Origin of the sequence: Serratia ureilytica, assembly GCF_017309605.1 — a bacterium.
Lineage (GTDB): Bacteria > Pseudomonadota > Gammaproteobacteria > Enterobacterales > Enterobacteriaceae > Serratia > Serratia ureilytica.
This window is the reverse complement of record NZ_CP071320.1, coordinates 4,702,177-4,723,083: the sequence shown is the minus strand read 5'-3', so window position 1 is coordinate 4,723,083 and position 20,907 is coordinate 4,702,177. Positions and strand designations below refer to the sequence as shown.

Sequence of the window (20,907 nt, the reverse complement as noted above, 5' to 3'; positions counted from 1 at the left end):
CGTTTCTTGCGTCCGCTCACAATTGAATATCAATGATTTCTATTATCATTATTGATTTCGTTATCTGTGCTAGCATAGCGCTCCGCAACTGCAGAATCCCCGTTTAAAGATGTGGTGAACAACCGATGAGTAGCAAACCCTCCATCCTGCTTGATTTTAGCCTGCTGAAAACCCACCGGGCCTTTCGCGCGGTATTCTGCGCGCGTTTCATCTCCATTGTGGCGCTGGGGCTGATGGCGATCGCCATCCCGGTGCAGATCCAGGCGCTGACCGGTTCCACCCTGCAGGTCGGGTTGGCGGTGACGCTGGCCGGCGGCGGCATGTTCGCCGGGCTGCTGATGGGCGGCGTATTGGCCGATCGCTATGAGCGGCGCCGGTTGATCCTGTTCGCGCGCTCCACTTGCGGCATCGGGTTCGTCGGCCTGTGCCTCAACGCCCTGTTGCCGTCACCTTCGCTGGCGGCCATTTATCTGCTGGCGGTGTGGGACGGTTTCTTCGGCGCCGTGGGGGTGACGGCGCTGCTGGCGGCCACGCCGGCGCTGGTGGGCCGCGAAAACATCGTGCAGGCGGGCGCCATCAGCATGCTGACGGTGCGCTTCGGCTCGATTCTTTCCCCGGCCATCGGCGGCCTGGTGATCGCCCATATGGGCATCGCCTGGAACTACGGCCTGGCGGCGTTCGGCACTCTGCTGACGTTGCTGCCGCTGCTGAGCCTGCCGCAGCTGATGCCGCCGCCGCAGCCGCGGGAACATCCGCTGCGCGCGCTGGCGGGCGGTTTCGCCTTCCTGTTCCAGAACAAGGTGATCGGCATGGTGGCGCTGATCGGCGCGTTGCTGACCATGGCCAGCGCGGTGCGCGTGCTGTACCCGGCGATGGCGGAAAGCTGGCGCATCGATGCAGCCCACCTCGGTTATATGTACGCCGCCGTGCCGCTCGGCGCGACTATTGGTGCGTTCACCAGCGGGCGCGTGGCGCACGTGGCGCGCCCCGGTTGGGTGATGCTGCTGACGGCGATCGCGGCTTTCGCCTCTATTGGCCTGTTCGGCCTGATGCCGTGGTACAGCCTGGCGTTGCTGTGCCTGGTGGCGTTTGGCTACCTGAGCGCGCTGAACTCGCTGCTGCAATACGGCCTGATCCAGGGCCTGACGCCGGACAATTTCCTTGGCCGCATCAACGGTCTGTGGACGGCTCAGAACGTGGTGGGCGATGCGCTGGGCGCGTTGCTGCTGGGGGCGATGGGCGCCTTTATACTGCCAGCGATGAGCGCCAGCGGTTTCGGCTTTGGCGCGGCGCTGCTCGGCATCCTGTTGCTGTTCGCCATGACCGGTTTGCGCCAGGTTACGCTGCACAAACCGGAGCCGCAGCCCGCCACAGAAAAGTAGTCGAACGCGTTAAAACAACGCTGTGGGATCAAATAGCAATGCTTATCATCGGCATGCGTAAAACCCACAGCGTTTATGTCATGATTTCGAAATGAAAGAAGTGCTTACGTTTATTGACATAGCAAATATCGGCGAGTAATTTAGCGCGGAATCAACTCAAATGATAATCATTATTATATTGGTTATCACTTCAAATTCTTGAGGGCGAAGCGATGGTTACTGCCGTGAACGACATCAATCGAAAGGAAATGCAGGAGCGCGAAGAACACCGGTTCGCCGCTGATTTTTCTCCGGCGTCGGGCTTCTTCTTTACCTCCCCTTACCGCAGCTTGACCACCACCGGTTGTTTCAGCCGCATTCGCCTGCCGGCCGCGGACGGCGCAGATCTGAACGGCGAGTTCCAGCGCCGCGTGCGGCAGGCGTTTGCCGAGGCCCGTCAGGCCGGCATCAAAAAGCCGCTGCTGTGTGGCGCCATTCCGTTCGATACCCGGCAGCCTTCGGCGCTGTTTGTTCCCCAGCAGAGCCGCTGGTTCGACCGCGCCGCCTTTATGGCCGGCGTTCGGCCTTCGGCGAACGGCCCTGAACTGGCCGGGGTGACGGAGCTGCCGCCGCAGCAGACGTTCATGAACATGGTCAGCGACGCCGTTGCCGCGATGAAGGCCGGTGAGCTGGATAAAGTGGTTTTGTCGCGCCTGCTGGAGATCGAAACGCGTCAGCCGGTGGATCGCCATGCGCTGATGGCGCGCGTGATCGCCCAGAACCCACACGGTTTCCACTTCCATGTACCGCTGGAGCAGGGCGCGCTGTTGGGTGCCAGCCCAGAGCTGCTGCTGCGTCAGGACGGCGGCCGTTTCTATTCCAACCCGCTGGCCGGTTCCGCCCGGCGCGAGGCCGATCCGCAGCGCGATCGCGAAGTGGGGGAGCGGCTGATGGCCTCGGCGAAAGATCGCCACGAGCACCGCATCGTCACCGAAAGCATGCGCGACGTGCTGGCCGGCCGCTGCCGCTACCTGAACGTGCCGCACACCCCTGAACTGCTGACCACCACCACGCTGTGGCATCTCTCCACGCCGATCGACGGCGAGGCGGCGTCTCCGGACGAAAACGCCCTGTCGCTGGCCTGCCTGTTGCACCCGACGCCGGCGCTGTGCGGCATGCCGACGGCCGAGGCGCACGCCCTGATCGGCAAGCTGGAGCCGTTCGATCGCGGCCTGTTCGGCGGCATCGTCGGCTGGTGCGACGACGAAGGCAACGGCGAGTGGGTTGTGACTATCCGCTGTGGCACCGTTGACGGCAACCGGGTACGGCTGTTCGCCGGCGCCGGCATTGTGGAAGACTCTTCACCCGAATCTGAATGGCATGAAACAGGTACCAAACTCAGCACCATTCTGCGTGCCTTTGGTATGAATCAAGGATAACGACAAGATGAGCATTGCCTTTACCCCCTGGCCGGCGGAGTTCGCCAGCCGCTATCGCGAGCGCGGCTACTGGATTGACAAGCCGCTGACCGAGATCCTCGACCGCCAGGCCAACAACGACGCTCCGGCGATTATCGACGCCCAGGGCAGCCTGACCTACCGCGAGCTGCAGCAGCGCTCCGATCGCCTGGCGGCCGCTTTGCTGCGCCGCGGCGTGAAATCCGGCGACACCGCGCTGGTGCAGCTGGGCAACGTGGCGGAATTTTATATCGTGTTCTTCGCGCTGCTGAAAATTGGCGTGGCGCCGGTCAACGCGCTGTTCAGCCATCAGCGCAGCGAGCTGAACGCCTATGCCGAGCAGATCAAACCGGCGCTGCTGATCGCCGACCGCCGGCACGCGCTGTTTGCCGACGATCAATTCCTGAACGCCTTCCGCGATGCGCATCCTTCGCTGCGTGCCGTGGCGCTGCGCAGCCAGCCCGAGGGCGAGCTGGCGCTGGCCGCCTGGCTGGACGAAGCCAGCGACGGTTTCGTCGCGCAGCCTTCCGCGGCCGATCGGGTGGCGTTCTTCCAGCTTTCCGGCGGCAGCACCGGCACGCCGAAGCTGATCCCGCGCACCCACAACGATTACTACTACAGCATTCGCCGCAGCGTGGAGATCTGCCGTTTCGACGCGCAGACCCGTTATCTGTGCGCGCTGCCGGTGGCGCACAACTACCCGATGAGCTCGCCGGGCGTGCTGGGCGTATTTTATGGCGCCGGGCGGGTAGTGTTCGCCGCCGATCCTGATGCCGGGCAGTGCTTCCGCCTGATCGAACAGCATCAAATCAACGTGACGGCGCTGGTGCCGCCGGCGGTCACGCTGTGGCTGCAGGCGATCGAAGAGTGGGGCGGCAATGCCCAGCTTGCCAGCCTGAAACTGCTGCAGGTGGGCGGCGCCAAGCTGGGCGAAACGCTGGCGGCGCGCATTCAGAATGAAATCGGCTGCCAATTGCAGCAGGTGTTCGGCATGGCGGAAGGGCTGGTGAACTACACCCGGCTGGACGACGACGAACGCCACATCCTGACGACGCAAGGGCGGCCGATGTCGCCGGACGACGAAGTGTGGGTGGCGGATGACGACGGCAATCCGTTGCCGGCGGGTGAGATCGGGCGGTTGATGACGCGCGGGCCTTACACCTTTCGCGGTTACTACCAGAGCCCGGCGCACAACGCCGATGCCTTCGACGCCGACGGTTTCTACTGCTCCGGCGATCTGATCAGCATTAGCGAAGACGGTTACATCACCGTGCAGGGGCGGCAGAAAGACCAGATCAACCGAGGCGGAGAGAAGATCGCCGCCGAGGAGATCGAGAACCTGCTGCTGCGTCATTCGGACGTGATCAACGCCGCGCTGGTGTCGATGCCGGACGCGCTGATGGGGGAGAAGAGTTGCGCCTATATCATCGCCAACGCGCCGCTGAAGCCGGTGGTGCTGCGTCGCCACCTGCGCGAACAGGGCGTGGCGGACTTCAAACTGCCGGATCGCTTTATTCAGGTGAACAGCCTGCCGCTGACCCCGGTCGGCAAAGTGGACAAAAAACGGCTGCGCGAGCAGCTCGACGCGCAACTACAGACTCAGGCTCAGGGAGATTAATTGATGGCCATTCCAAAACTTAATGATTACGCGCTGCCGACGGCGGACGAACTGCCGCAAAATAAAGTCACCTGGCAGGTAGAACCGCAGCGCGCCGCGCTGCTGATCCACGACATGCAGCAGTATTTCCTCAATTTCTGGGGCGAAGACAGCGCGCTGATTAAACAGGTGGTGGAGAACATCGCCAACCTGCGTCGCTACTGCAAACAGCATGGCATTCCGGTGTTCTATACCGCTCAGCCGAATCAGCAGAGCGATGAAGATCGCGCGCTGTTGAACGACATGTGGGGGCCGGGCCTGAACAAACACCCCGAGCAGCAGGCGGTGACCGCTGCGCTGGCGCCGGACGAAGACGACACGGTGCTGGTGAAATGGCGCTACAGCGCTTTCCACCGCTCGCCGCTGCAGGAGATCCTGCAGGAGTCCGGCCGCGATCAGCTGATCATCTGCGGCGTGTATGCGCACATTGGCTGCCTGACCACCGCCATCGACGCCTTCATGCGCAACATCCAGCCTTTCATGGTGGCCGACGGCCTGGCGGACTTCTCGCGTGACGAACACCTGATGGCGCTGCGCTACACCGCCGGCCGCTGCGGCCGGGTGGTGACCACCGCGTCTCTGCTGCCGGCGGCCGGCATCGCCAGCATCGACGCGTTGCGTCAGCAAATCCTGCCGCTGCTGGACGAAGACAGCGAAGACATGGGCAACGATGAAAACCTGATCGATTACGGTCTGGATTCGGTGCGCATCATGGAGCTGGCGACCCGCTGGCGCAAGATCCGCGGCGATATCGACTTTATCGCGTTGGCGCGCAACCCGACCATCGACAGCTGGTGGGCGCTGCTTTCCGAAGAGAAAGCCTGATTTTAATAATGAAAAGAGGGCGGCCGCGCGGTCGCCCCGTTAGCTCTATAAGGAAATTTCGATGAATGCTTTGATCACCAAGGGAAAACGGGCGGCATTTCCGCTGATGCTGCTGTCCACGCTGCTGTTCTCCAACACCTTGCAGGCGCAGACCGCGCCGGACGTGCTGCGCAAACCGGTCGGCAAGGGCGCTTATGAAATGGCCTACAGCCCGAGCGAGAACGCGCTTTACCTGGCGACGTCGCAGAGCCGCAAGCTGGATAAGGGCGGCATCGTCTACCGCCTGGATCCGACCACGCTGGACGTGACCCAAATTATCCATAACGACATCAAGCCGTTCGGCGCCGCCGTTAATGCTAAAACCGGCACGCTGTTCTTCGGCAACACGGTCAATAACTCGGTGACCGCCATCGACGCCAAGACCGGCGACGTGAAAGGCCGCTTGGTGCTGGACGCGCGCAAGCGCTCCGAGACCGTCAAACCGCTGGCGCCGCGCGAACTGGTGGCGGATGCCGACAGCGATACCCTGTACATCACCGGGCTGGGTGAATCCAGCGTGGTGTGGGTGGTGGACGGCAAGGATCTGACCCTGCGCGCCACCGTAACCGACACCGGCAAGTACGGCACCGGCCTGGCGTTGGACGCCGCCGCCAAACGTCTGTACGTCACCAACGCCGACGGCGAGCTGGTGACTATCGATACCCAGAGCAACAAGGTGCTGTCACGCAAGAAGCTGGATGAGACTAAAGAGCACTTCTTCCTGAACATCAGCCTGGATACCGCCACCCATCGCGCCTTCATCACCGATTCCAAGCAGCCGCAGGTGCTGGTAGTGGATACCCGCAGCGGCAACATCCTGAGCAAGATCGACGTGCCGGAATCGCTGGCGGTGCTGTTCAACCCGGCGCGCAATGAAGTTTACGTGACCCATCGCCAGGCGGGTGAAGTGAGCGTGATCGACGCCAAGAGCTACAAGGTGCTGAACACCATCAAGACGCCGACCCACCCGAATAGCCTGGCGCTGTCGCCGGACGGCCAGACGCTGTACGTCAGCGTCAAGCAGGCTTCCAGCCGCGAGAAAGAAGCGACCGCGCCGGACGACGTGATCCGCGTAGCGCTGAAGTAATCCCGAGCAGGGTAAGCACCCCTCGAACAGGCGAAGCGGCGACGCTCCGCCTGTTTTTTTTCGCCGTGCGATCTGCGGTATAAAGAGGGGATTGCCCTATTGACCCGAAGGAACGTTGGTTATGCCCGTCTCACGCACGCCGTTGTTGTTGTCCGTTATTACCCTGCTGCTGCTGGCCGCGCTGATCCACAGCGGCATCAGCCCTTACGATCGCACCACCTGGCTGATGGAGGTGGCGCCGGTATTGATTGTTTTGCCGCTGCTGTGGCTGACCCATCGCCGTTATCCGCTGACGCCGCTGCTCTATACGCTGATTTTCTTCCACGCGCTGATCCTGATTTTCGGCGGCATGTACAGCTACGCCCGCGTGCCGCTGGGGTTTGAGGTGCAGCAGTGGCTGGATCTTGGCCGCAACCCGTACGACAAACTGGGGCATTTCTTCCAGGGGCTGGTGCCGGCGCTGGCGGCGCGCGAGATCCTGCTGCGCGGCGGTTATGTGCGGGGCCGCAAAATGCTGGGCTTCGTGGTGTGCTGTATCGCGCTGGCGATCAGCGCGGTGTATGAGCTTATCGAGTGGTGGGCGGCGCTGGCGCTGGGCCAGGGCGCCGATGAGTTTCTCGGCACCCAGGGCGACCCGTGGGACACGCAGTCCGACATGTTCTGCGCCTTGCTTGGCGCGATAGCCGGTCAATGGCTGTTCGGTGGCTGGCAGGATCGGCAACTGCGGCGTTTAAAGGCGTAAGCCCGGCGGCGGTTGAGCCTGGTGAAAATGGATATTTCTCGTGCCGCCCGGTATTTGCCGGGCGGCATTTTTAATATCGACATGATAAAAATCGACAATCATCAGTTAAATGTTTGGCGCCCTGTGAGACAGCGCAATGTTATTTCCTATATTTATGTTTATTTAGCTTTTTATGCGTTTTTCTAGGAATTTTCTTAACTCATGCCGTGTGCTACTATTCTCATGTTTAACAAGGGCTAATTATTATTAATTAGTTTTTTGAGCGGGGAACAATGAGATACGTAATTAATAATAAGATTAAATATCATGAGGATAGATCAGAGTTGGTGGATCTCAACGCTGAGCTGCCGCCTCAACCGCTCACCGCTACCCTGAACCGCCTGCTGTCCGCCTTGGTCAGAAACAATAACCTGGTGCTCTCCCGCGATACCCTGCTGACGCAGGTGTGGGAAGCGCACGGTCAGGTGGCCTCCGGCAATAATCTCAATAACACCATTTCCATTCTGCGCAAGATGTTTGCCGCCCTGGGCGAGGACGACATTATCGTTACGTTGCCGCGCCAGGGATTCATGTTCACCGCCGCTTCATTGAAAACGACGGACAGCCTGGCGGAGAGTTTGCCGGAGATGCCGCTCCCGGTGGCTGCAGACAACGCCTTGCCGACCAGGCCGCTGCTAACGTTGCGATTTAAGCGCCTCGGACTAGCCGCGTTGTTGTTGCTGGCGGCGGGGAGCGGCCTGTGGGCCTGGCAGGACGCCGGCTATGCGCCGATCAGCACGGTAAGCGTAGGCAACATCGGCAGCTGTGAGGTGAAGTTTGTGGCTTCTTACCATAAGGTGGGACCCGGTGAGGCCGATCTGGCGCATTTGAAAAATATGTTGGCGCAAGATAAGTCGGTTCGGTGTACGGAACCGGCGACGCTGCTGTACTACGATAGCGGATCGGTGTTGTCGGGGGCCGTTGGGCGAGCCCGGGCTTCTTATTACTTCTATTGCCCACAGGCGGAAATGGCCGCGGGCAAAGTGCAATGTGAGAACTATTATGAAAGCCGGGTTAAGTAAGCGCCTCTGGCGCTACCGTTACGCGCTGTTAGGCGCGATGGCGGTCGCAGGCTGCGGCGTTTCCGCCTATTTCTTGTTTTTCAAACCGCAAATCCCGGAGTGCCGTGCGGTACTGCGTTCAACCGATCAGTTGCCTGACCAATTGATGCAGCGTGTCTTGCTGGTGAGCGTTGTACCCGAAGGCGCGCGGAGCGTGACCCTGTTGCTGAGCGGCAGCTTTTTTGACGGCGATACGCGTTATACCATCGAGCGGGCAATGATCATGGACTATCAGCGGCAGGGGAGTAATTACACGCTGCGCCGTAAGGAAGCGGTCAGAAAGTCGCAAGACAATTTGGATAATGAAGCGCTTAACCGCCGTTTGCCTATGTCGGCGCCATTGATCCATTGGCGAATTGAAAAAGTCGATGAGCGTCACTATCTGTTCAGTGGTAACCATGCGCCGCTGTTCGTGTGCACCACGGCCTCCTGAGCGGAGAATGTCCCCGGCAACGCCGGGGGATTGTTTTTCGTTGGCCCTGGGGATAAATGGCGCAATGTTATGGTTGTTTATTATTGATGTAATTGTTAATGCAGGGGCTATTGCTCGCCCGCGGGCAATAGGTTAACCACTGTTCGTCCTTTTCTGCGCCCTCATTGCGAATGTTGTCATAGTAATAGATATCCGCTCGGTATTGGCAGTTGAAGCCGGCTTGCCGTATCTCTCGCTTAATGTTTGCCAACTCACCGCTGCCTAACCGCATGGTGTAAATTTGGCAATTTTGCTCATTGCCCAACGGATAAACGCTGATGCGCGTGCTGTTTTGGTAAAGCACAATCGCGGCAAACGGCACTAAACAAGCGGCCATAATCATAATTAAGCGCTGAACAGAGCGACGAAAGTTCGGCGTTCGTGCAACCGGTGGCGGCGTTGAAGCTATTTCGGTTTCGCTATAATCATTATTATTAACTTCATCGGTATTTATATCCATCAGCTGAATGCTTGCGGCGCTAAATTTAAACCCCTGACGGGGATAGGTAACAATAATATCTTCCACGCCGAACTGCGCCAATGACTTACGCAGGCCGGAAACGTAATTATTCAGGTTGTTATTGGAGGCTTTGAGCCCATGTTCAACCCAGACGTCATTAAGCAACCTCTCTCGCAGCAGCAGCTTATCATTATTGCGAATAAACAACGAAAGCAATCTGCTGGTCGGTTTAAGTAACGCTATTTTATTACTGGCATTATCGACATGCGACAGCGTGCCCTCATCCTCATTAAAGAGGATGTCTTCATTTATGATAAAAATCATTTCATTTACCCATCAACTTTCCTGTCGAGGGATTATTCTGAGACCTGATGCGGCTTTTTTCAATCCTTCACTCTGTATGTAAATAGGATTTTTCTCTCTATCCGTATAATTGACATGAAATGTTTATATGTTTACAAGTTTTTTTATATAAATAGTGATAATTAATTCCTATTTGTTGGCTTTATAATCTATTTAATTATTATTTTATCGATAATAATCCTGTGTTTTTGTCTTTTTGCGACATAACGTTTCAAACGGAGCTCGGGGAGTGTAAATTTGTTCCCACTGATACGGAACGCGGAAACGCAGCGTATTAGCCACGGATACAACGCTCAGGAATAAAGCTGTGGCATTGCATGCGTGACTTAAGGATTTAATTTACTCCACTACTTACTAAGGAATGTAAGGGATTTCTATGAAACTGAATAAAATTATGCTGGCCGCCGTTATGGCATTTGGTGTTTCTTCTCTGGCGCACGCTGCTGACCAGGGCCACGGTAAAGTGACCTTCAGCGGTTCTATCATTGATGCTCCTTGCTCAATCGCGCCTGATTCTCTGGATCAGACCGTTGAACTGGGTGCGATTTCCAACGTGGCGCTGAAAAGCGGCGGTAAATCTACCCCGCGCAACTTCCAGATCAAGCTGGAAAACTGCGAACTGTCTGATAATAAGAAAAGCGTTGCGCTGACCTTCAGCGGCGCGAAGTCTGAAGCTAACGACAAGTTGCTGGGCATCACCGGTTCCGCCAAGGGCGCGGGCATCGCCATCACTGACGGCGCTGGTGCCAACATTGAACTGGGCACTGCTTCTAAAGCGCAAGCGCTGCAGAACGGCGCCAACACCCTGACCTTCTCCGCCTACCTGCAGGGCGCCAGCGCTTCTACCGCGGAGATCACCCCGGGTGAGTTCCAGTCTGTAGCCGACTTCACGCTGGCGTACCAGTAAGTCGTTACCTGACGAAATACGTGTGATTATCGGGCATGCGGGGCAACCCGCATGCCATTTTGAGGAAACATGATTTCACCAGGGAATGGCAATGAATGAACAGCTAAAAAAGACAGGGGCTTTTTGCCTATTGCTGGTGCCGTATTTTATTTCCCAGCAGGCAATGTCTGCCGGGCAAGGTGAAGGGCGCGTCAATATGCAAGGGGCTATTATCGATACGGCCTGTGCCATTGCGACTGAAAGCCGAGAGCAAATTATCGATATGGATATTATCCCCATTTCAGATATTGCACGAGATGGCAGAAGCCGAACGGTGCCATTCAGCATTGAGTTAGTAAATTGCGTACTCGAACGCGTTGATAAGCATTTACCGGACTGGAAACAGTTTCGGATTACGTTTGATGGCCACGTGGACGGTGAGATGTTTGGTATCAACGGCCATGCCTCCGGTATTGCGCTGAAAATTACCGATGCCGCCGGCAATATTGCCACGCCAGGGAAATCATTGCCGCCGGTGAATATATTGCCGGGGAATTACCGCCTGAATTACGCCATGACGTTAATCAGCAATCAGCGGCCATTGAAGGCCGGGGACTATTTTTCATCGGTGCGTTTCAAAATGGATTATTACTGAGCGGCTGATGAATCAGGGAAGTTAATAAATTAAAAGGTCTTGGAAATGATGTTTTTACCTGCCGGAAAACCGTTTCGTTTGCATATTCTCAGCGCCTGCGTGGCGCTGGTGCTGGGCAGTTTGACGAGTAACGCCGGCGCGGTGGAAGACATTCAGTTCAACACCGACGTGCTCGACGTAAACGATCGTAAAAACATCGATCTGAGCCAGTTTTCGCGCGGTGGCTACATTATGCCCGGACAGTACAGCATGGTGGTGCGCGTCAATAAAAGCGACCTGCCGGAACAACCGGTGGCATTTTATGCGCCGGACGGGGACGCTAACGGCAGCCGCGCCTGCCTGACGCCGGAATTGGTGGCGCAGTTGGGTATCAAAGATGAGGCCGCGAAAAAACTGACCTGGTGGCGAGAAGGCGCCTGTCTGGACGAGGCCAGCCTACCGGGCATGGAAGTGCGGGGTGAGTTGGCCACGTCGGCGCTGTATCTGAGCATCCCCCAGGCCTATCTGGACTATGTCTCGGAGGATTGGGATCCGCCGGCCCGCTGGGATGAGGGGATACCGGGGCTGCTGTTCGACTATAACCTCAACGGCCAGGCGCAGCGCCAGCAGCAGGCGGGCACTCAGAACTACAGCCTGGGCGGCAACGGCACGGCGGGAGCCAACCTGGGCGCCTGGCGGCTGCGCGCCGACTGGCAGGGGCAGTGGAACCGGCAAGGCGGCGGTGAATCCACCCGGAACCTGGACTGGAGCCGCTATTACGCCTATCGGGCGATCCCGGCGCTGCGATCCAAGCTGACGCTGGGTGAGGACTACCTGGATTCCGGGCTGTTCGACAGCTTTCGCTTCGGCGGCGTCAGCCTGCGCTCCGACGACAACATGCTGCCACCCAACCTGCGCGGTTACGCGCCGGAAGTCAGCGGAGTGGCCAAGAGTAACGCCAAGGTGACCGTCAGCCAGCAAGGGCGGGTGCTGTACGAAACCACCGTCGCCGCCGGGCCGTTTCGGATCCAGGATCTCAACGATGCGGTCACGGGCGATCTGGACGTGCGGGTGGAGGAGCAGGACGGCAGCGTGCAGGAGTTCAAAATGAGCACCGCCAGCATCCCGTACCTGACGCGCCCCGGCTCGCTGCGCTACAAGCTGGCGGCGGGCAAGCCGTCGGATATGGATCACCGCTACCAGGGGCCGATGTTCGGCACCGGTGAGTTTTCCTGGGGGGTGAGCAACGGTTGGTCGCTGTTCGGCGGCGCGCTGTTGGGGGGCGACTATAACGCTGCGGCGCTGGGTATCGGGCGCGATTTGCTGTTGCTGGGGGCGCTGTCGTTCGACGCGACCCAGTCGCGCGCCAAACTGCCGTACAACGGTGAGACGCTGAGCGGCGGCTCGTACCGCCTCAGTTACTCGAAAAGCTTCGACGAGCTGGACAGCCAGGTGACCTTCGCCGGCTACCGCTTCTCTGAGCGGAACTTTATGAGCATGAGCGAGTACCTGGACGCGCGCCAATACGGGCAGCGGTACGGCAACAGCAAGGAGATGTACACCATCACCTACAACCAGCAGCTGCGTGATATCGGGTTGAGCGCTTATCTCAACTTTAGTCATCAGACCTACTGGGAGCGGCCGGCCAACGATCGCTACAGCCTGACGATGTCGCGCTATTTCGACCTGGGCAGGTTTAAAAACATGAGCCTGTCGCTGTCGGCGTACCGTAACCGCTACAACGAGACCAACGACGATGGCATGTATTTGGGGCTCTCGGTGCCGTGGGGCAACGGTGCGACGCTGAGCTACAACACCACGTTCAACCGTAACGACAATACCCACCGCGTGGGCTATTACGAGCGACTGGACGATCGCAGTAACTATCAGCTCAGCGCCGGCAGTTCGCGCAGCGGCGCCAACCTGAGCGGCTATTACAACCGCGACGGCGATATCGCGCGTATAAGCGCCAACGCCAGTTATCAACAGGACAGATACAGCGCGGTCGGCGGTTCTCTTCAGGGCGGGATGACGCTGACCGCCGAAGGCGGTGCGCTGCACCGCAGCAATATGGCGGGCGGCACCCGGTTGTTGTTGGATACCGAAGGCGTAGCCGGGGTACCGGTACGCGGCTACGGCAGCGCGGTGGCGACCAACCGCTGGGGCAAGGCGGTGGTGGCGGACGTCAACAGCTACTACCGCAACAAGGCCAGCATCGATCTGGACACGCTGGGCGATAACGCCGAGGCCACCACCTCGGTGGTGCAGGCGACGTTGACCGAAGGCGCTATCGGTTACCGCAAGTTTGCGGTGATCGCCGGGGAGAAGGCGATGGCCGTAATTAAGCTGGCGGACGGCAGCGAGCCGCCGTTTGGCGCCACGGTGCTGAACGTCCGTAAACAGGAGACCGGCATCGTCAACGACGGCGGCAGCGTTTATCTGAGCGGCATCAACGCCGGGGAGCGGATGACGGTGCGCTGGAACGGCGCCGAACAGTGCGAAGTGCAGATGCCGACGCCACTGCCGGCCGAGATGCTGACAGCCAATTTACTGCTGCCGTGCCGGGCGCTAAGCGCCGGTGTGGATAGCAAAGAACAATGAATTAAGGAGTTTTTTATGATGAACACGATGCGTAAACCTGGCGTTTTATTGATGACGGCGGCGCTGCTGGGCGGCGCGCTGGCGCCAACCGCGCAGGCGGCCATTGCGCTGGATCGCACCCGGGTGATTTTTGATGGCAGCGTGCAGTCGGTGAGCCTGAGCGTGAGTAACCAGAACAAGCAATTACCGTACCTGGCGCAGGGCTGGCTGGAAGACGAACAGGGCAACAAGATCCAGAGCCCGCTGACGGTATTGCCGCCGGTGCAGCGCATCGAACCGGGCAAGCCGAGCCAGGTGAAGATCCAGGCGCTGCCGGCGGCGAAGATGCTGCCGCAGGACAGGGAGACGCTGTATTACTTCAACCTGCGCGAGATCCCGCCGAAGAGCAACAAGCCGAACTCGCTGCAGATTGCGCTGCAAACGCGTATCAAGCTGTTTTACCGCCCGGCGGCGATCGCCCCGGAACGTGGCGCGGCGCCGTGGCAGGAACAGCTGACGCTGAGCAAGCAGGGCGACAAGTATGTGGTGAACAACCCAACGCCGTACTACGTCACCATCATTGATGCCGCCAGCCGCAAAGGCATTGACGGCGCCAAGGAGTTCGAACCGTTGATGGTGCCGCCGAAGGGCAACCTGCCGTTGACGGTGAGCGCCGGGAGCCTCGGCAATAGCCCGGTGCTGACCTACATCAACGACTACGGCGGCCGGCCGCAGCTGAGCTTTAACTGCGCAGGTGCGGTCTGCAAAGTGGTGGCGGAGAAGAATACGGCGTCTTAAAGGCCGGTGCGAATACGCTACCGCCAGCGGCGATTAAAAATTAACAGACAGCTAAATGGATATGCTGAAGGAGAGAACAGGCTATTTTTCTATCGCCGTTTTCGATTGCAAAGGGATAATTGAATTTTTATTCATATCAGGGATTACCCTATGTTAAAGCGGTTTTTTTTTCCTTTTTTAATTTATTTATATTCTGTTGATGCCTTTTCTGTTGCGTGGGAAATGAAAACGGAATATCGGCCGGTTAATGCGACCTACGGCTATTTTGTCGCTAAAATTGTTGCCTGGGATACGGAGGATAAAGCGCCTAATCCTTTATATGGCTGTGTTGGCGGGCGCGAATACTGTTATCTGGCGTTCACTGTGAATAATTTCACTTTCTTAAATGATGTTTTAATACCTAATGATACAACAAGCAAAACATTAGGTGAGTTGGGGGCGAATTTTATCCGGGCTGGCCTTCTCAATCGGGAGTATCGCAGTAGAGACTATTATTATCCTGGTAAACCCAGTTGTATTTACTTTGGTTATAACGGGCAGGGAAGCAATGGCTCATGGACTGTCTATTGGTTTCCCGGTGGCGAACAGTGCCGAGTGCCGGAGATCGTACCCAACGTTTGCGAATTGCGTGAGCCGATGGTGGAGCTGGATCATGGCATGTTGCGGGCTGAAATGATTAATGGCAATACGGTAGAAGCTAAATTGACGGTGGCTTGCACGTTTAATTTCAAGATAAGAGTGATGAGTTCTGATGAGTCTGGAACAGTTTATTTCAACGATAAAAAGCAGTTCCGTAGTGAGTTGAAGCTAGACGGCGTTAATGTGGGAAACGGGTTGCTGGTTACGGCGCCACCCGAAGGAAAGACTTTAACATTGACGTCAACGCTGGCGGGATATGACGGCAGCGTGGGGGAGTTTCACGGTTCTAAAAGCATCATTATTTCCTTGCCTTAATGGGGGAATTATATCACCGGCAGAAGCGTGTTATGGCGTTCCCTGGGTAGCATTCATAGCGCTATTTTGTAACAGGGCGGGATATATCGGGTTAAGAAGAACGGGGGAGGCAAAGTGAATATTATACCGAATTTAGCATGCGTTCTTTACCTGGCCGGCGCGTCCTGCCTGTTGACGATGGGGGCGGCGCAGGCCGCCACTACGGTGTCGGTCAAGGTGACCGTGTTGGCGCCGCTGCCCTGCGTGCTCAACGGCAATCGGCCGATCGAAGTGAACTTCGGCGACGAGGTGCTGACGACGCGTATCGATGGCGAAAATTATCGTACGCCAGTCGACTATGAATTCACCTGTACCAAGCCGGAAAAGAACGGCATGCGGTTGCTGCTCGCCGGAACGGGGGCGGGGTTTGATGGCAAATTGCTGCAGACCAGCGTCGACGGCCTGGGCATTGCATTTTTAAACAACAGGTCGCGCATCGCGCTGAACAGTTGGCAAACATTCACCTTTCCCGATATGCCGACGCTGGAGGCGGTGCCCGTGAAGCAAGCGAACGCAGCGCTGCCGACGGGGGAGTTTACGGCGTCCGCCACGTTGCGCGTCGATTACCAATGAACCGGGGGGCGAACATGAAACAGGGTATTGCCGTGATGCTGTTGTGTGCAAGTGGCCTGGTCAGCTATTCCGTTCCGGCGGCTGAAGAGGTCGCCATGCACCTGAAAGGGACGCTGCGTGCGCCGCCGCCGTGCCGCATCAACGATGGCGGCGTTATCGAAGTGGCGTTTGGTCAGCGTGTCGGTATCAACAAGGTTGATGGCGTCAACTACCGGCAGGCGGTGAACTACCTTATCCAATGCGATTCGCCCGGTGCCTTGCCGTGGGAACTGACGTTGACCTTTAAAGGCAACGCCGCGTCCTTTGATAACGCCGCGTTGCAAACCGATAACAGCAATCTCGGCATCCGAGTGTACCGGGATGACAAACCGTTCGCGCCGAACAGCAGCATCAAAATCGATCCTGCCAATCCGCCGCGTTTGGAGGCGGTGCCGGTTGCCAAAGCGGGCGTTCCACTGACGGAAGGCGCGTTCGCTGCAACGGCGACGCTGCAGGCGGATTACCTGTGAGTGACAGGGACGGCTGGGAAAGGGAAAGGAAAAGCGCATGAAGAGGATAAGTAAAGCGGCGGCGTGGCGAGGGGTTATCGGCGCGGGGTTGTTGGTCAGCGCGAGCTGGAGTTGGGCCGCCGCCGACAATATGCATTTTAGCGGCGCACTGGTGGCCGAGCCTTGCACGCTGCGCCCGGGAGATGAGGATATTCGCCTGGAGTTCGGCACCGTGATCGATAAATACCTGTACACCCATGGCCGCACCGCCGGCAAGGCGTTCAGCCTGGTGCTGCAAGACTGTGACATCAGCCTGGGCAACTCGGTGAAAGTGACCTTCAAGGGGGCCGAGAGCGCGACATTGCCCGGCCTGCTGAGGCCGGACGGAGGGAGTCTGGCGCAGGGCATCGCCCTGGGGCTGGAAACGGCGGCGGGCGCGCCGCTGGCGCTGAACAAATCGAGTGAGGGATATGCAATCGGCAAGGGCAGCAACAGCCTGCAATTGCAGGTTTATGTTCAGGGAGAGCCGGAGGCGATAGCGCAGAAAAGCATCGGCCTGGGGACATTTTCTGCCGTGGCAACCTTCGGTTTGGAATATGAGTAGGTGTAGTTAGCGCTACCGCTAATGAAAATAACGGATGGATTTATCTGGAGAGAAACATGACCGGGAAACGAACGGCGCGCGATTGGGCGTACCTTTGCGGCGAGCTGCGCTATTACGCCGTGTTGGGCGGGCTGGCGCTGATGGCGCCACTCAGCTTGACAGCCCTGCTGTGGCTGCTGCCGACGGCGAACGCCGTGGATAACTGGCAGGTGGATGGCGCCGGCGGCGTGCTGGAAATTCGCGGCGCCATGACCGAGAGCGCGTGCCGGCTGGAGATGGACAGCCTGCGGCAGGAGATCTGGCTGGGGGAGGTCGCGACCGGCAGGTTAGAGCAGCCGGGCGCTCGTGGTACGCCGGTGGCGTTTGAGTTGCGGCTGCGCGATTGCCTGCGCGGTTCGGCGGCTAGCCGGGATGAACGCACCGGCGCGCGGAGCTGGGCGGCGGATCAGCCTGCGGTGCGGGTGAGCTTCCGGGCGCCGGCCGATGCGGACAACCCGCAGCTGGTGAAAGCGCAGGGCGTAAGCGGCATGGGGCTGCGCCTGCTGGGGGCCCAGGGTGAAGACATTCGCTTAGGCAGCCGCGGCAAGCCGCTGTGGCTGACGCCGGGCAGCAATGTGTTGAACTACAGCGTTATGGCGGAACGTACCGGTGCGCCTTTGTGGGTGGGGAGTTTTGATGCTGTGGTGGATTTTAGCCTTAATTACGATTAAAAGCGGTATGCCTGAAAGTTCCTCCCCAGCAATGGGGCAATATTATAACACCGAAAGTGGAAATTGATCATGGTACTCTTTCTATTAAAGAAGCAGAGAGCTCCATAGAGGAAGGCAAGGATTCAATTCAATGTAGCACGGGAACAAAATTAAGGGTGCGATTAATTAATGATGAATCCTATATTAATCTCTCACCTGCGGGGCTTACGTATATAAGCGTAAATGGTTATGCGATTGGTGGATTATTTAATCTGCTGGCAGGTGTTAATGTGCTTGGTTTAATAACGAAGTCATTGGGCGTGAATAATGTCGGGAGTTATTGCGGCAACGCCATTATGGTTATAGAACCCGTCTGAGAATTATTTTAGTAAGGTACTCAGTGCGAATAAAAAAGAAAATAAGTGGCCGATATATTGGCACCGCACAGGAAAGATGACGCGGCTCAGTTTGGTCACCGTGATAGGGTTGCCGCCGACTGTTGCGGATAACCTGCAGCTGGAGAAAGCGCTGGGCGTGAGCGGCAAGCCGCTGTCGCTGACGTCGGGTGGCAATGCCCTGAAATGTAAATGTGAAAATCGCCAGTTCGATAGCGAGAAGAAAAAATGAAAAAAATACTCTTTTTATGGTTGTTGTTGCACGTTCCACAGGCGACTGCCAGTTGGGAGGTAGATGCACAATACTCGCCTTCTCAAAATAGGTTTATCGTGAAAGTAATTCGGTGGGATGAGTACGATCCTGCTCCGAATCCATTAAAAGATTGCAGGGGGCTTGATAACTGTAAACTGGCTTTTACGTACTCTAACCGCTCACATGCTATATCTACTTTTGGCGAAATGGATATGTCTGAGGCGGCAGGTTTAGAGACGATGGGAGAATTAGCCCAGGTATTCGCACGGAAAGGTTTTATCAATAAGGAAGCCAAATCGCAATTTGGCCTATACGCGGAGCCTTGTCTGGGTTTGGCTTATCCTTTGTTTAGCACTGGAGGGAAATCTTTTGTTCCTTTGCCCGGTGGCGAGTTTGAATGCTTTGCACCACAAATAGATCCAACCTATTGCAGGATTGCCGATTCTTATATCGAGCTGAATCACGGCACGATAGACACTAATTCAGTTAATGGGGATGTTGCAGCGAAGCAATTTCGCGTTGACTGCAATAATAAATTTAGCTTGGCTATCATCGCTGTAGATAAAAATGGTTCCGTCTCTCTTGGTGGTAGCATTATCAGTCATCTTAAAGTAAATGGTGTCGATATTGGTTCTGGTTATTTCGACCGGATTGGCCCTGAAGGGAAAACCCTCACATTGACGTCAACATTAAGCGGGTACAGCGGTGGCACTGGCGATTTTCAGGGGTATAAGGTCATTATGCTGACCCTTCCCTGATTTATAATCTTAGATTTATAAGGGTAAGTAAAAAAATGAGTTGAAACGTCCGTTGCAAATGATGGGCACAATAACGCTGTCAATCGTTTTTTTACTAAAATTTTAATCTAAATAGGGTGATGGATAAATTAGGAGGGGATAATGAAATCTCTCAATATCGTCATCGATGACGAGAACCGCTATTTTGCCGCCGGCTTGCGGTTAAGCATTGCGACATATGCGCAGCAGCATAATAACGTCGTGCATTTCCTGTCGCCAGGCAGTGATGAGCGGCCTGACATCGTGCTGACCTCGCCGGCACGCCGCATCCGGCGCTGGGCCGCCTATTCTGGAGCACATGTCGTCACCATTAAGGAAAAGCAGACCGTTGCCTCCGGGCGCGCGAGCCGGGTGCTGTACCGTACCGACGATCAGCAATGCCTGTTTAGGCTGCTGTCTGATACGCTGGCTAATCCGAGGCCGGTGTGTCGGTTTCCCGCTAAGCTGTTGACCCCCCGTGAGCGACAGGTTATCGGCTATTTGCGGCGTGGGTTTGACCAATCGCAAACCGCCAGGGTAATGGGGGTGAGCGTTAAAACGGTGCACAGCCATAAACGTTCGGTGATGGGTAAGCTGATGTTAAACCGCAGCCATGATTTTATTTATTGGCTGCTATCCCCTGAGGCAGAGTATTCCTAACCGTGATGGGGAATAATTTTAGTTGTTCTCATCTGCTATCTTTATAACGCTAAAAGACAATGGATTATGATTAATATTCCCCAGAGGAATATTAAATCTTGTTTTATTCAATTGCTAAATAACACAAAGGGAAAATTATGAAAAAGACAGCAACTTTGCTTTTCGGCGCCTGCATCATGATGGCGTCTTACGCGCATGCCGGTTTTAACGGTAATCAGAATGTGCAGGGCAATAATGGCAACGCCAGCGGTGCCGGCAATAGCGACTTTGGCCAATGCATCAATGGCCAGGGGAAAAATGGCGGGCAATGTGCAAGCAGCACCAACTCAGGCGCCAAGCCTAAAGAGAAAGATAAAGGCGAAGTCATGAATGCGATCTGCGAATCGCCGTTTATGAAAAAATACTCGCCGCTATGTCAATAATATTGATTTTTAAATCACAAGCAGGGTCATCCTCCCTGCTTTTTTTGTGACTATTGATTAAATAGCCTGTTTTTTCGACTCAAAGCATAATTTCGGTGAATTATTGTCGTTGGCAGCGAGGGTAGCTGTACGTAATTTACGTTAGGTATTATCTACACCAAGGGAAAGGTGAAGTGGATTTGTTTTATTTTGCGATATTCTTGTTCTGTTTAAGCATCTATTCATTCTACAAACATGCGCAGCGGATGAAGAAAAGGCAGTTGTCTATCCAAGACTACGGCCATTCTTCCTGGTGGTTGGCATTACTACGTCATCATTGACGCTGCTGCACATTGTATGAGGTAGCGTTTTTTACCAGAGAGTGAGTATCCGCCTCAACGAAATTGGGCATTGCTCGCCTGACGTCGCCACTTTCACGCTTAATGCCGAGAATGCGGTAATTCGCTTACCCTTGGAGCCAACGTTTCTGGGGGGGAGGGGGCCAAGTAGCAAGGGAACATTCGCCCTATGTCGCTCGCTGGCGCCGTGTTGAACAGCGCTTCAGCGCTGGCCCGCAAGGTGAGGTCTTTAGACCGAATAATCGAACGCAGTTC

General features: G+C 56.6%; 23 protein-coding genes. 22 read left to right on the top strand and 1 reads right to left on the bottom strand.

The features are described 5' to 3' along the window. Positions 1-125: 125 nt before the first annotated feature. The 8 genes from entS to J0X03_RS22380 all read left to right on the top strand — a co-directional run bounded on the left by entS (position 126) and on the right by J0X03_RS22380 (position 8,701). Positions 126-1,382: an enterobactin transporter EntS gene (entS, locus tag J0X03_RS22415; RefSeq protein ID WP_160203906.1), complete on the top strand. Its 1,257-nt coding sequence runs from the start codon at positions 126-128 to the stop codon at positions 1,380-1,382. 212 nt (positions 1,383-1,594) lie between these two features. Further along, entirely contained in the window at positions 1,595-2,800 is a 1,206-nt protein-coding gene (locus J0X03_RS22410) for an isochorismate synthase (RefSeq protein WP_046688082.1), read from the top strand. 7 nt (positions 2,801-2,807) lie between these two features. After that, positions 2,808-4,436 carry a (2,3-dihydroxybenzoyl)adenylate synthase gene (locus J0X03_RS22405; RefSeq protein WP_069100929.1) on the top strand — a complete coding sequence of 543 codons (1,629 nt, stop codon included), beginning with the start codon at positions 2,808-2,810 and terminating at the stop codon, positions 4,434-4,436. Positions 4,437-4,439: 3 nt separating this feature from the next. Continuing rightward, positions 4,440-5,300 carry an isochorismatase gene (locus tag J0X03_RS22400; protein ID WP_069100928.1) on the top strand — a complete coding sequence of 287 codons (861 nt, stop codon included), beginning with the start codon at positions 4,440-4,442 and terminating at the stop codon, positions 5,298-5,300. A 106-nt stretch (positions 5,301-5,406) separates the two neighbouring features. Next, the gene (gene yncE / locus J0X03_RS22395; protein ID WP_371326835.1) at positions 5,407-6,426 is read left to right on the top strand and encodes a 7-bladed beta-propeller protein YncE; all 1,020 of its coding nucleotides are present in this window, start codon (positions 5,407-5,409) and stop codon (positions 6,424-6,426) included. Positions 6,427-6,547: 121 nt separating this feature from the next. Then, entirely contained in the window at positions 6,548-7,168 is a 621-nt protein-coding gene (locus tag J0X03_RS22390; protein WP_069100926.1) for a DUF2238 domain-containing protein, read from the top strand. 326 nt (positions 7,169-7,494) lie between these two features. After that, positions 7,495-8,229: a winged helix-turn-helix domain-containing protein gene (locus J0X03_RS22385; RefSeq protein WP_226772930.1), complete on the top strand. Its 735-nt coding sequence runs from the start codon at positions 7,495-7,497 to the stop codon at positions 8,227-8,229. Then, complete coding sequence (locus J0X03_RS22380) at positions 8,210-8,701, top strand: hypothetical protein (RefSeq protein ID WP_160203907.1); 492 nt, start codon at positions 8,210-8,212, stop codon at positions 8,699-8,701. Before J0X03_RS22385 ends, J0X03_RS22380 begins: the two co-directional genes overlap by 20 nt. A gap of 67 nt (positions 8,702-8,768) precedes the next feature. Here J0X03_RS22380 and J0X03_RS22375 read toward each other — a convergent pair whose 3' ends face one another. Further along, positions 8,769-9,524 (bottom strand): winged helix-turn-helix domain-containing protein, encoded by a 756-nt coding sequence (locus J0X03_RS22375; protein WP_033641594.1) that lies wholly within the window; start codon positions 9,522-9,524, stop codon positions 8,769-8,771. Between the two features lie 415 nt (positions 9,525-9,939). Here J0X03_RS22375 and J0X03_RS22370 point away from each other — a divergent pair, with 415 nt between their 5' ends. The 14 genes from J0X03_RS22370 (at position 9,940) to J0X03_RS22305 (ending at position 20,314) form a co-directional block, all read left to right on the top strand. After that, positions 9,940-10,470 carry a fimbrial protein gene (locus J0X03_RS22370; RefSeq protein ID WP_069100925.1) on the top strand — a complete coding sequence of 177 codons (531 nt, stop codon included), beginning with the start codon at positions 9,940-9,942 and terminating at the stop codon, positions 10,468-10,470. Positions 10,471-10,561: 91 nt separating this feature from the next. Next, entirely contained in the window at positions 10,562-11,104 is a 543-nt protein-coding gene (locus J0X03_RS22365) for a fimbrial protein (protein WP_083223829.1), read from the top strand. 45 nt (positions 11,105-11,149) lie between these two features. Continuing rightward, positions 11,150-13,684 carry an outer membrane usher protein gene (locus J0X03_RS22360; protein WP_069100923.1) on the top strand — a complete coding sequence of 845 codons (2,535 nt, stop codon included), beginning with the start codon at positions 11,150-11,152 and terminating at the stop codon, positions 13,682-13,684. A 15-nt stretch (positions 13,685-13,699) separates the two neighbouring features. Next, positions 13,700-14,461, top strand: a complete 762-nt coding sequence (locus tag J0X03_RS22355; protein WP_129993850.1) for a fimbria/pilus periplasmic chaperone — start codon at positions 13,700-13,702, stop codon at positions 14,459-14,461. Positions 14,462-14,611: 150 nt separating this feature from the next. Continuing rightward, complete coding sequence (locus J0X03_RS22350; protein WP_129993851.1) at positions 14,612-15,415, top strand: MrpH family fimbial adhesin; 804 nt, start codon at positions 14,612-14,614, stop codon at positions 15,413-15,415. Between the two features lie 114 nt (positions 15,416-15,529). After that, positions 15,530-16,027: a fimbrial protein gene (locus J0X03_RS22345; protein WP_230358753.1), complete on the top strand. Its 498-nt coding sequence runs from the start codon at positions 15,530-15,532 to the stop codon at positions 16,025-16,027. A 14-nt stretch (positions 16,028-16,041) separates the two neighbouring features. After that, positions 16,042-16,536, top strand: coding sequence for a fimbrial protein (locus J0X03_RS22340; protein ID WP_069100920.1), 495 nt, complete (start codon positions 16,042-16,044; stop codon positions 16,534-16,536). 37 nt (positions 16,537-16,573) lie between these two features. Continuing rightward, positions 16,574-17,119, top strand: a complete 546-nt coding sequence (locus J0X03_RS22335) for a fimbrial protein (RefSeq protein WP_069100919.1) — start codon at positions 16,574-16,576, stop codon at positions 17,117-17,119. Between the two features lie 56 nt (positions 17,120-17,175). Next, the gene (locus tag J0X03_RS22330) at positions 17,176-17,829 is read left to right on the top strand and encodes a fimbrial protein (protein ID WP_069100918.1); all 654 of its coding nucleotides are present in this window, start codon (positions 17,176-17,178) and stop codon (positions 17,827-17,829) included. Positions 17,830-17,885: 56 nt separating this feature from the next. After that, positions 17,886-18,185, top strand: a complete 300-nt coding sequence (locus J0X03_RS22325; protein ID WP_139120366.1) for a hypothetical protein — start codon at positions 17,886-17,888, stop codon at positions 18,183-18,185. 76 nt (positions 18,186-18,261) lie between these two features. Beyond that, positions 18,262-18,435 carry a hypothetical protein gene (locus tag J0X03_RS22320; protein WP_157993253.1) on the top strand — a complete coding sequence of 58 codons (174 nt, stop codon included), beginning with the start codon at positions 18,262-18,264 and terminating at the stop codon, positions 18,433-18,435. Continuing rightward, positions 18,432-19,214 carry an MrpH family fimbial adhesin gene (locus J0X03_RS22315; protein WP_139120365.1) on the top strand — a complete coding sequence of 261 codons (783 nt, stop codon included), beginning with the start codon at positions 18,432-18,434 and terminating at the stop codon, positions 19,212-19,214. The genes J0X03_RS22320 and J0X03_RS22315 overlap by 4 nt, the downstream gene beginning before the upstream one ends. A gap of 141 nt (positions 19,215-19,355) precedes the next feature. Beyond that, positions 19,356-19,892 (top strand): helix-turn-helix transcriptional regulator, encoded by a 537-nt coding sequence (locus J0X03_RS22310; protein WP_069100916.1) that lies wholly within the window; start codon positions 19,356-19,358, stop codon positions 19,890-19,892. Between the two features lie 137 nt (positions 19,893-20,029). Then, on the top strand, positions 20,030-20,314 hold the full coding sequence (locus J0X03_RS22305; RefSeq protein WP_069100915.1) for a hypothetical protein: 285 nt from the start codon (positions 20,030-20,032) through the stop codon (positions 20,312-20,314). Positions 20,315-20,907: the final 593 nt, after the last annotated feature.